Raw genomic sequence first — 10,724 nt, forward strand, 5'->3', positions numbered from 1 at the left:
ACCTTGGAAGCATCATTTATTTAAGTTAGATACATATTATATGTACGAAGGCATTTCATTTACACAAGATTCTTGACACTCCCTCAAATTGTACCGCTGTTAATAACGGCGATGATTACGAATCTTACTTTGTATGGTGCATTGCTGATGCTTACATGGCATACGCAAGTTAGGATACAAATCAGTTTAATGTCGGCCTTTGGGCTACCGATGGGTGTTTCAATGCTGACATGGGTAACGTTGACGATGGTTGCATGGAAAGAAGTTTTTGCTCACTTGGAGAGGGCTGAAACGGGTAGACAATAATTTGCTGATTTATTTTCAACAGCTATATGGCAACCTTGGCGTAGTAGTCGTATAAAGCTACCCATTTACGCTCGCCACGGTCAAACAGGCCCATCTTGATTTTGAACAGGGTGGTAATCAAGGTAAACGGGTAATTGTCTTTGACCAGGAAACGACCAATGTTTAGCTGGTTTTATCGTGAGCGGACGCGCTTACCCGAGCAGTTACCCAGATAAGACACTAGAAGTGGGCAATGACACGAATCAGCGTGCAGCCGCGCACTAATCTGTTCTAAACTAGTATTAGTAAAGAAATAAAATAGCTATCTAGACAAATACGGTATCATGAACGACGGTGGCCGGACAATCTTTAGTATAATAGTGGTTATCAGTTAACGTCGTACGATTGATTAATTATGAACAGGGATAGTAAATATTATGAATGAATCGGTATCGGATGAAAACTTTTTGGATTGTCCATTTGCCAGTGTTCAAAAAGTCGTTCGCGGAAAATGGAGCATGGTTATTCTGTATTTCCTTAGTCAGCGGGTCTTGCGTTTTGGTGAACTCAATCGCAAGGTTTATCCACCGGTGTCACCAAAGGTTGAATATTCACTCACCCCATTAGGAGAGAAGTTCTTGCCTGTTTTGAAGGCTTTGGAGAACTTTGCGGTAGACTATCAGGATTACCAAGCTTAATTAAGTGAAATCGGTTAAGAACGAGCATGCTCCGGTTTATTCACGGCACTAATTGTCGTCATAAAAATTAAAAAACGAGATCCAGCGACGTCTTCATACGTGCTTGGATCTCGTTTTTAGGTAGAACTAAGTGACTATCGAGCCCAGAGTTGGGTCGAATGGCGATGTCACTTGGCCTTGAACCGCATAACTAAAATGATAATATTGCTTTTAAATTCTGAAAGCTAATGAACAACTCTTCTTTGAAACTTTTATTGGGAATATTGTTTTATTTAATACGCATGATTTATCTATCCAAGAAGGTGTCTGCATTATGCGGCAGAATTTGGCGCGAGTGTTGACGTTGTTTTAACTGACAAGATTAGTTTTTGGAAAAACTTAGCCGAACGGATTACCATATTTTTGACAGTATTGGTAAAATCCTAAGCGGTATAGATCGATAGTTCGGGTTAGTTCTTCACTAGATTGAAAATGAATTAGTTGTAAAACGGCGGCAGTAAATGCCAGTGCCGCTGTGCCGTTAGCTGTGACTAGATTCTTGTCGCTAATGACTTGCTGTTCATGAAAGTCGGCTGAGTTTTGATAGTTAGGATAATTGTGCCACATCGCCAGTGAATTGCCGGTATGCTGATAACCAGTTAAAAAACCGTTTTGGGCTAAGTAATCTACCGCACCACAGATTGCGCCAACTGGTTTTGAGGCATTGAGGTGTTGCTGAACTAGTGAATATAATAATGAATTATTGATATTCCAAGAGTTACCACCAATTAGGATTAATAAGTCAATAGTTGGTAAACAATCCAGTTGATAGTCAACTTTAGTGGTGAAGCCACCAATTGACGTAACCAATGGTGTTGTTGAAGTCGTTTTAACTTGCCAGTCAGTGCTTTGATTTAATTGACTAGCTAGATAAGAAGCTTCCCAATCTGCGTATTGATCTAGCATTAGAAATAATGCAGTTTTCATGTTGACCTCCAGAGGAAAATATATTTTCAGAACCGAATATGTTATCCTTAATTATAGGAACGTACGTTCTAAAAAGCAAGTGCATGATTAAATGTTGGAGGGCAGTAAATGAGCAAACAATCCGTAATTCTTGAGTTAATTAGAACACATATTTGCTATACACCACGGGTCTTTCAACGTATTAATAAGAAATTAGCCGTTAATTTAAGCGAAGTTGAAATTAAAGATTTAGTCAATCATATTCTGATACAACCAGATGAAATCAAAAGGTGTGGGAAAAATTATTATATCCGAAGTCGTAAAGCGCGGGTAGAACTAACAGTCAATGCTGGTAATTATCGCTTAATTACAGCCAGTAAATACACAGAAGTCGACGGCTTTTAATCAATAAAACAGCTAAAAGTAATAAAAATATTAGTGAATCCGTGTGGTGGTTGAGTATTTTGGCAATGGGAAATGGGTTTTACTTGGATGAAGCAGTGAAGTGCTTCTTACGGAATAAAGCGGAATACTTAAAAAGTTAATTAATGTTAGTTGAGAATAATTACAGGAGTGTAGCACACTTTAAAAGCAATAAATCCCCCCATCAGGCTAGTATGGAAGTCTAATGGGGGGATTTATTTGGACGTGATTTTAATTACGAGCCGTCACCGATTTGACGGATTAAACAGCTTATAAACTAGTATTAATTGATAACTAGTTTAAATTAAGCGTTGTGTCAAATGTCTTATAAGCGTTATCGTCGTCATAATCGTCAGTATCATAACTAGCATCCCATTTTAGGCGAATACTAGTGATGTCTTTAACGCTGGATAATTTTGATAAAACAAAGTATACGTTACCGTCAGAATCGGTACCACTGTTTAAATCACCGTCAAAATCATCGCTATCCATGTCGGCTTCGACTTGTTGACCGTCGTTCGTGCTGAGTTTGGCCTGGGTCGGATAGGCTGAAATATCTTGCCCAGCATGGATACTCATGTGAACTTTTACGACGCCGTTAAAATCTTTCTTGTCATTACCGCTACCGCTAGTATAAGTGCCGTCCGTTTTGTAGACCGTGACTTTATCGATTTTAAATGTGGATTTCGCCCAGCTACTGTCGGTAAATGAGGTACTGTAAGCTTTTTGATCGGCGATATCGATGTCGTCGTCGCCAATAGTGATACTGTCAGAATCTGAATCTGATTCTGAATCTGAGTCAGAGTCCGTGCTATCACTAGATTCTTCACTGTCGCTATCGCTGTAACTGTCGTCAGAGTTAGTTGTAGCTGACTTGGAAGTTGTCGTCAGAGCGGCGTCCATGGCAGTATCACGGGCCGTTATGTTAATGAGAGCGGCGTATCCCAATGTCAATAAGACTAGTAGGCACCAAGTCCACCATTTGTGTGTCCAAGGTTTTGGTTGGCTAGCTAAACGGTCGAAACGTTTTCCAGCTGGTTCAGAGCGTTGGCATAGGAAAACAATGATTAAAATAGGGCCGACAAGTGGAAGCAGATAGAACCACAAATAATGCGCTGACCGATTAGAGTCGTGGAGTCGCCGCGCACTGGCTGTGAATTGCATCACTGAAGTCCAAACCATGAGCGCTGAAAAAATCAATAACAGCACGGTTTGTAAAACACTAACGTGTAATGGGCTGAGGATAAAAGCTGGATAACTGTATGCTCTGATACCAAGTACGATAGTTAAAACTAGGGAAATTAGGACCAAATCTAAGTAAAGCCACCAATATTGAGGACGTGTAATCCGTTGTGACCAAGTAAAGGTTTGACGCATTCCTAGCTTTAGTGCGGTCCACATATTGACATGTTCTGGTTGATTAGGTGTGTTGTGCTGCTCGGAAGTAATGGTGTTCTGATCTTCAGTGGAAGCGACTTTGTCCTGAGTTGCGCCACAAAAAGAGCAAAAGGTCGCGTTAGTAGGAATCGCTTTTCCACAGTTAATACAATACTTTGTTTCTGACATCGATGTTCCTCCTGGAGTACTTATACTAGGCGAAATGTTATGAATATAAGTAGAATTTTATTATATGGCCGAGCGAATGATTATGGCAGCCGAAAACAAGCATATCATAACTAGTTAAAAATATTAACAAAATATTAATACTAAATTCATATTTTGTTCAATAATAGACTTAAATAGTTATTTATTTGCTTTGTTGAAAGTGGCAATTATAAGCTTAAGTAAAAAGCCGTGAGCTAGAATTGATCCTCGGATTTTGAAATACTAGATATTGGTCATGGAAGGAAGAAACCATTTACGGCAATTGTCATTATACAAATTAATTAGGTGCAGTAGTTTGTCGACATAGTAATCGATGATTAGTTATAGACTGAACACGATAAAACCCCAGCGAGCTTTTAACTTGCTGGGGTTTAACAATTAATTGATTCTATTCAGTGCTGCTTGGGGAATGTCTTTTCGATCGACTTTTTCCCAGTTAATCACTTGTTGGCGTTTGTCATTATAACCGACTTTGAGATAAGCGTGCATCTTGAGTGAGCGTGGTAGGACGCTATCAAAAGTGAGCTCTTTCTTAACACCATTGTCGCTGTATCCAGGTTGTGAGTAATGATAGTAGACATAGGGCTTGCCGGAATCATCTTTCCCGGTTTTACGTTCACCTTTAGTCGTGATTTGAGTATAGTATGTTTTTGTTCCGTAATTTGAGTGGTACCAGTTGAAACCGAGACCAACTGGTACTAATACGATAATAGTGATGATTAGTCCCAAAATCCCCGCTTTTTTCATTAATAATCCCTCCAAATGATTAATTGAAATCTGATATTAATCATAAGAGATATAAGAAACGGTGGATAGCAGTTTATGCAATGCTAAATGAAAAACAAGTAATTAAATATAATATTAATAATTTAATGGGATTCAAAGTCTGATTCTTGCATTTCATGATAAGTTGTCATCTTCTGATGAAGAAAATCCAAGTTAGCTTGTGTTGCTACCATTAGGTCATTAAGTTGTGCTTCTTGTTTTTGCAGTAATATCAAACGTTCAGGGATTGTTTGATTACCGATATAGCGCAATTGCGCGTAGCGTTGCATGTTTCGAATCGACATGCCCGTTTGTTTTAAACGCTTCAAAAAATTAACCCAGTCGATATCTTTAGACTGGTATTGACGATGATTACCGGCAGTTCGCGTGGGACGAAGCAGGCCGACTTCTTCATAATAGCGTAACGTATCGATTGTTAGGTCAGTTTGTCGTGAAAATTCACCAATTTGCATTAATTTGAAAACCTCCTGAAATAAAGCTTGATGTCGGGTACACCCGAGGTTGTAACCTAGAATCAATCAAATGAAGGAGCTGATTAAAATGGAAAATAAGCAACGGTTAATTAATGGAAAAGCCATGTTACAACGGGTGGATGCTGAAGCAGCTGATCATGTAATGGCTAGTTTGGATAGGGTGGCACCGGATGTGGCTAAGCTAATTCTTGAATTTGCATTTAATGATATTTATACACGTCCTGGTTTATCGTTGCAACAACGCGAACTTGTTACTATTACTAGTTTATTAACGCAAGGTGATACAGCAGACCAGTTACGTGTTCATCTCAACGGATGCCTCAACGTTGGGCTTAGTCGTACTGAAATTGTGGAAACTTGCATTCATTGTATTCCTTACGTTGGTTTTCCGAAGGTATTGAATGCGTTGACGGTGGTTAAAGAGGTTTTTACGAAAAAAGAAGACTTAAGTTAGTCTCTGTTTAATAAGCCGAGATTGAAATTGAACTGTAGGTCTCTTTAGTATATTTACTAATAGAAAGCGCTTCCTGAATGTCGGATAGAGCGTATAATAGTGTTATCGAGGGAACTGAATATAAATTTAGTGAAGACTGCTTTAAATTAACAGTTGAATTATCTTATGATCGGTAAGCAAGATGTTATTTAATCGAATGAGGTGAGGATATGAGTAATATCATTCAAACAGTTTTTGGGATACTACTAATCGCACTTGGCTGGTTTCAGATTAGAGCATCGCGGCGATATTTCCGACAGCTAAAGTTGCATGGGAACGCTGAAATGTCGGTTTTTGCGCCTTTAGCATTATGGAGTGCATTGGTATTTGGTGCCTTTTTAATTGTAGGTGGGATTGTACTTACACTGGGAATATATCACTGATTCTAATAAGTGGAGGTACGTAATCCGATTTCTAAGAGTAATAGAATGAGTTGAAAGATCCGGTTAATTTTTTTAAATTAACCGGATCTTTTTATTGAATCCTGATAAAAAAGTGACTAAATGCTAATCAGACGTCATTATTTGAATATGATTATATGATATTTGAAACAAAAGAATGGAAAAATGTGATTAATTTGTAAATCAACTTAAATAAAGCGTTTACAAAGACTGACTTCTTTGCTATCATTTAGCCATTCGAACGACACTCATTCGAATGACTAAATGATAAGGGATGTGATGCTATGTCGCCACTTAAAAACGGCAGTAATGAGGCAACAGCTAATCGGCGTGCATTGAGCCTGACTAGTATGTACTTTAATCGTTTTCTAGTATTCCGTTATGTAACCGCTATCTTTTTCTTTGTTAATCTTTATTGGGCGATTGTTTTATTCGGCTTTGGTTCCGGCATTGGCCTATTGCCAAGCATTTTGTTAATTGGAACAGCTGTAGTGATGGTAGAGCAAATTGGTAAGTTTTGGAAGCATACGAATCGGCTAACTTTTACACGGTGGTTTTACTGGGTGCAACTCTTTATAAATCTGAGTGTTGGATTGAGTTTAGTGTTTGGAAAACTAAAAGTGTTCTATCCATTTTTAAATGAAGCGAGTTTGCCCTGGGTACTTAGTGTTTTAGGCTTTGGTATTTTGGTAAGTGCTTTCCTTGAGTATCGGGTGTTCTTGATTGAGCATGATAAGGATCGCTATATTAAGCATATTCGTCAGTTTGCAGCAAGCATATAAAGGATTGGGATGTGAAATTCGATGGATGATACAAATAATAAAATGTTTCAGTTTTTAAATAATCACTTAATGGGCCCAATGGGAAAGCTGGCTCAATTCAGAATTGTACGGGCTGTTATGGCTGCCGGGATGGCAACAATTCCGTTTACAATTGTTGGATCAATGTTTCTGATTGTTAGTGTGTTACCGCAAAGCTTTCCAGCACTAGCCGGATTCTTTGCTGTTTCGTTTGACAAAATCACACCGTTATACATGTTAGCAAATGCCGCTACGATGGGGATTTTATCACTTTATTTCTGTTTAGTTTTTGGTTATGAATATACAAAAATCCAGGCCCAAGAAGAAAAGATTGAAGTGAATCCACTGAATGGGGCTTTGATTTCAATGATGGCCTTTTTCATGTGTTTACCAGAATTAGTTTTCAAGGACGGTGCCATGACGCTTATCAATGTTTTCAATAAAAACGCTAAAATTATTGATGGCTGGGAAATGGGCGGTGGTGTTACTCGTTTAGGAACGACTGGTATTTTTACTGCGATTATTATGTCGATTATTGCGGTTAAAATTTATGCAACTTGTGTTAAACGTAACTGGACAATCAAGATGCCTGAAACGGTACCAGCAGGCGTAGCTCGCTCATTCACTGCATTGATTCCAACAGCTCTAATTGCGTTGACAGTAATTGTGATTAATGGATTATTAATTTTGATGGGAACTGATATTTATAAAATTGTTGCAATTCCATTCGGATTCGTGACGAATTTGACTAATACTTGGATTGGTTTACTGGTTGTTTACTTTATTATGCATGCACTCTGGTTGGTTGGCATTCATGGGGCCACTATTGTAACCTCATTTTTAACGCCAATTGTATTATCTAATATGGTTAGCAATGCTAAAGGTGCTAATATTCCGTTTGCGGGCGAGTTTAACAACTGTTTTGTGACAATCGGTGGTTCCGGTGCGACGCTTGGAATGGTAGTGTTTATCGCTTTCTTTGCCAAATCAGCTCAATTGGGCGCACTTGGTAAAGCTAGTATTGTACCTGCATTTTTCAATATTAATGAACCTATTTTATTCGGGATGCCTGTTGTTTATAATCCCTACACTGCAATTCCGTTCTTCTTAGCACCAATGTCATCAATGTCAGTTGCTTATTTTGCAATCAAGTTCCATATGGTCAATCCACCAATTGCTCAAGTAGCATGGCCGACACCGGTGGGCTTGTCTGGGTTCTTAGGTTCTGGCGGTGATTGGCGGGCAGCTGTTTTAGCAGTTGTCTGTGCTTTGATTGCTTTTGTTATTTGGTTCCCATTCATTAAGTTTTATGACAATAAACTTTTTGTACAAGAACAAAGTGGAACGGTGCAAGCCGATTAATGATTATGGCAAGTTATAAGTTTGATTCGCAATTTGGCTTTTAAGAGAGGAAAAATTATCATGAGTAAATTACCAAATGGATTCTTGTGGGGTGGTGCGGTCGCTGCTCATCAGTTTGAGGGTGGCTGGAACAAAGGCGGCAAGGGGTTAAGCATTGCTGACGTCATGACTGCGGGAAGTAATACACAAGCACGTGAGATTACAGATGGATTGGTCCCTGGAAAAAACTATCCAAATCACGAGGCGATTGATTTTTATGATCATTTTCATGAAGATGTGCAGTTGTTTGCAGATTTGGGCTTAAAGTGTTTTCGGACAAGCATTGCTTGGACACGGATTTTTCCGAACGGTGATGAAAATGAGCCGAATGAAGCAGGCTTAAAGTTTTATGATGATTTATTTGATGACTTGCTAGCACATGGTATTGAACCTGTAATTACGTTGTCCCATTTTGAAATGCCCTATCATTTAGTAAAAGAATATGGTGGTTGGCGTAACCGTGAGATGATTCGCTTTTTTGTTAAATTTGCACGGGTCGTACTCGAGCGATACCGTAACAAAGTCAAATATTGGATGACTTTTAATGAAATTAATAATCAGACGGGTTTAAATGAGTGGGGACTATTTACGAATTCTGGTATTAAGATTACTGCTGATGAAGATGCTGAAAAATTAATGTATCAGGCTGCACATTACGAGACGGTCGCTAGCGCATTAGTTGTTAAGATGGGCCATGAAATCAATCCAGAATTTAAAATTGGATGTATGATGGCGATGGGGCCAACCTATCCCGCAACTCCCGCACCACAGGATGTGATGAAAGCGGAACGTACCATGCAAGCTGGTTATTGGTTGGCAGATATTCAATGTAAAGGAAAGTATCCTAATTGGTTAAAACGGTACTTTGAACGCCACCATTTTGCTTTAGACATAACTGAGGCCGACTTGAATATCTTGGCTGTTGGAACGGTTGATTATATTGGCTTTTCCTACTATGCATCACATGTGACTAAAACAACGGATAATGAACCAGACGATTATATGACGCCTGGTCAAAATCCTGAAGTGAAAAACCCGGCCTTGGAACGTTCGGATTGGGGTTGGGAGATTGATCCGGTTGGCTTACGATACGCACTTAACTGGTTTAGTGATCGTTATGATTTACCATTGTTTATTGTAGAAAATGGGCTGGGCGCTTTTGACAAAAAGGACGCGGACGGTAAAATTCATGATGACTACCGCATTGATTACCTGAGAAAACATATTGAACAGATGGAGTTGGCTGTCGATGTTGATGGGGTTCAATTGATGGGGTATACGCCATGGGGCTTCATTGATTTGGTTTCCGCAGGGACTGGACAAATGGATAAGCGGTATGGGCTGATTTATGTGGATAAAAATGATGCAGGTGTTGGAACTTTGAAACGTGAAAAGAAGTTATCGTTTGACTGGTTCAAGAAAGTGATAGCTACAAACGGTGCTGACCTCTCTTAATACGCTATAATAAACATATATGAACGTGCTCCGAAGATTTGGGGTGCGTTTTTCGGGTCATGAAAGAGGGGGATTTGAAATGGCACATCTGGATATAGGTCAGTTGGTTCAACGGATTTTAGCTGACATTCAGGTTGGTAAGTTGGCGGATGGACAACGTAAATTACCTGCCGAACCAGTCTTAATGGAAAGGTATCAAGTAACCCGTTATACATTGCGCCAAGCGTTAAAGCAGCTTAGCAACATGGGTTATACTTATCAAATGCATGGTATCGGAACATTCGTCCGACAGCAACAGACTAATAATTCAATAGCTTTACAACATGATGGTGGACTATCAGAAGCTGCTGCGCGTGCAGGATTGAAACTTGCAACTAAGAAGGCAGTGATGGCGATGACTACTGTTGCTGATGCTGAGTTCTTACCGGAAGCAGGTCACCTTAAAGATAATGAGGAATTAATTGATATTCGGCGTTTTCGAGAATTGGATGGTCAACCATATTTGATGGAACATTCGTACTATATAAAAGCAATCGTAGATACGATTCCTGAAGAAGCATTGTATGGTTCATTGTTCAATTATTTTGAACAACAACGAGACGTCAATATTGGCTTTATTGATCAATTACTGATGAGTGAGCCACTACCAGAAATTGCCGGGGAGTTTATGAATCTAGCAAATGGGGCACCCAGTCTAGTAGTTAAGGATGAAACATATTTAACTACCGGAAAGATGTTGGCATTTTCAAAGCAATATTATGATTATCGACGAGCACGGTTATTTATGGTTAAGAAGATTCGTTAGGTGTTGGGGTGATGGCCCTATTATTGAAGTTAGTAACTAATTACTTGGATAAAATAAATCGGTAAGCTTATAAGCCTACCGATTTTTTAATATTATTTTATTCATCAATTTCCGGCGCCGACCCAAGCTCTGCCTGAATCATCCAGATTTTCTT

Annotated in this window: 11 protein-coding genes; 7 read left to right on the forward strand and 4 right to left on the reverse strand. The window is 39.1% G+C overall.

What is annotated here, in order from left to right:
- Positions 1-722 precede the first annotated feature (722 nt).
- Entirely contained in the window at positions 723-983 is a 261-nt protein-coding gene (locus ACOV1R_RS14830; protein WP_003645350.1) for a winged helix-turn-helix transcriptional regulator, read from the forward strand.
- 378 nt (positions 984-1,361) lie between these two features.
- Here ACOV1R_RS14830 and ACOV1R_RS14835 read toward each other — a convergent pair whose 3' ends face one another.
- Positions 1,362-1,949 carry a type 1 glutamine amidotransferase family protein gene (locus ACOV1R_RS14835; protein WP_003645351.1) on the reverse strand — a complete coding sequence of 196 codons (588 nt, stop codon included), beginning with the start codon at positions 1,947-1,949 and terminating at the stop codon, positions 1,362-1,364.
- Positions 1,950-2,057: 108 nt separating this feature from the next.
- Between ACOV1R_RS14835 and ACOV1R_RS14840 the strand changes: the two genes are divergently transcribed.
- Complete coding sequence (locus ACOV1R_RS14840) at positions 2,058-2,333, forward strand: DUF3781 domain-containing protein (protein ID WP_003643422.1); 276 nt, start codon at positions 2,058-2,060, stop codon at positions 2,331-2,333.
- A 312-nt stretch (positions 2,334-2,645) separates the two neighbouring features.
- On the opposite strand, the gene ACOV1R_RS14845 is transcribed toward ACOV1R_RS14840, so the two are convergent.
- From ACOV1R_RS14845 to ACOV1R_RS14855, 3 genes are all read right to left on the reverse strand, one after another.
- Positions 2,646-3,917 (reverse strand): DUF805 domain-containing protein, encoded by a 1,272-nt coding sequence (locus ACOV1R_RS14845; RefSeq protein WP_003645352.1) that lies wholly within the window; start codon positions 3,915-3,917, stop codon positions 2,646-2,648.
- A 417-nt stretch (positions 3,918-4,334) separates the two neighbouring features.
- Positions 4,335-4,703, reverse strand: a complete 369-nt coding sequence (locus ACOV1R_RS14850) for a YxeA family protein (protein ID WP_003643420.1) — start codon at positions 4,701-4,703, stop codon at positions 4,335-4,337.
- Between the two features lie 122 nt (positions 4,704-4,825).
- Positions 4,826-5,194 carry a MerR family transcriptional regulator gene (locus ACOV1R_RS14855; protein WP_003643419.1) on the reverse strand — a complete coding sequence of 123 codons (369 nt, stop codon included), beginning with the start codon at positions 5,192-5,194 and terminating at the stop codon, positions 4,826-4,828.
- Between the two features lie 88 nt (positions 5,195-5,282).
- Between ACOV1R_RS14855 and ACOV1R_RS14860 the strand changes: the two genes are divergently transcribed.
- From ACOV1R_RS14860 to ACOV1R_RS14880, 5 genes are all read left to right on the forward strand, one after another.
- Positions 5,283-5,669 (forward strand): carboxymuconolactone decarboxylase family protein, encoded by a 387-nt coding sequence (locus ACOV1R_RS14860; protein WP_003645353.1) that lies wholly within the window; start codon positions 5,283-5,285, stop codon positions 5,667-5,669.
- A 724-nt stretch (positions 5,670-6,393) separates the two neighbouring features.
- Positions 6,394-6,891: a hypothetical protein gene (locus ACOV1R_RS14865; RefSeq protein ID WP_003643417.1), complete on the forward strand. Its 498-nt coding sequence runs from the start codon at positions 6,394-6,396 to the stop codon at positions 6,889-6,891.
- Positions 6,892-6,912: 21 nt separating this feature from the next.
- Positions 6,913-8,271 (forward strand): PTS cellobiose transporter subunit IIC, encoded by a 1,359-nt coding sequence (gene celB, locus ACOV1R_RS14870; protein WP_021357030.1) that lies wholly within the window; start codon positions 6,913-6,915, stop codon positions 8,269-8,271.
- 60 nt (positions 8,272-8,331) lie between these two features.
- Complete coding sequence (locus tag ACOV1R_RS14875; RefSeq protein ID WP_003645357.1) at positions 8,332-9,765, forward strand: 6-phospho-beta-glucosidase; 1,434 nt, start codon at positions 8,332-8,334, stop codon at positions 9,763-9,765.
- 79 nt (positions 9,766-9,844) lie between these two features.
- The gene (locus ACOV1R_RS14880; RefSeq protein WP_003643414.1) at positions 9,845-10,570 is read left to right on the forward strand and encodes a GntR family transcriptional regulator; all 726 of its coding nucleotides are present in this window, start codon (positions 9,845-9,847) and stop codon (positions 10,568-10,570) included.
- The last annotated feature ends 154 nt before the right edge of the window (positions 10,571-10,724 follow it).

The sequence above is a fragment of the Lactiplantibacillus sp. YT640 genome, from assembly GCF_049745435.1.
GTDB lineage: Bacteria > Bacillota > Bacilli > Lactobacillales > Lactobacillaceae > Lactiplantibacillus > Lactiplantibacillus plantarum.

Excerpts from the sequence above, each read along its gene's own strand:
- ACOV1R_RS14830 (WP_003645350.1), top strand. The coding sequence starts at position 723 with ATGAATGAATCGGTATCGGATGAAAACTTTTTGGATTGTCCATTTGCC.
- ACOV1R_RS14835 (WP_003645351.1), bottom strand. The coding sequence starts at position 1,949 with ATGAAAACTGCATTATTTCTAATGCTAGATCAATACGCAGATTGGGAA.
- ACOV1R_RS14840 (WP_003643422.1), top strand. The coding sequence starts at position 2,058 with ATGAGCAAACAATCCGTAATTCTTGAGTTAATTAGAACACATATTTGC.
- ACOV1R_RS14845 (WP_003645352.1), bottom strand. The coding sequence starts at position 3,917 with ATGTCAGAAACAAAGTATTGTATTAACTGTGGAAAAGCGATTCCTACT.
- ACOV1R_RS14850 (WP_003643420.1), bottom strand. The coding sequence starts at position 4,703 with ATGAAAAAAGCGGGGATTTTGGGACTAATCATCACTATTATCGTATTA.
- ACOV1R_RS14855 (WP_003643419.1), bottom strand. The coding sequence starts at position 5,194 with ATGCAAATTGGTGAATTTTCACGACAAACTGACCTAACAATCGATACG.
- ACOV1R_RS14860 (WP_003645353.1), top strand. The coding sequence starts at position 5,283 with ATGGAAAATAAGCAACGGTTAATTAATGGAAAAGCCATGTTACAACGG.
- ACOV1R_RS14865 (WP_003643417.1), top strand. The coding sequence starts at position 6,394 with ATGTCGCCACTTAAAAACGGCAGTAATGAGGCAACAGCTAATCGGCGT.
- celB (WP_021357030.1), top strand. The coding sequence starts at position 6,913 with ATGGATGATACAAATAATAAAATGTTTCAGTTTTTAAATAATCACTTA.
- ACOV1R_RS14875 (WP_003645357.1), top strand. The coding sequence starts at position 8,332 with ATGAGTAAATTACCAAATGGATTCTTGTGGGGTGGTGCGGTCGCTGCT.
- ACOV1R_RS14880 (WP_003643414.1), top strand. The coding sequence starts at position 9,845 with ATGGCACATCTGGATATAGGTCAGTTGGTTCAACGGATTTTAGCTGAC.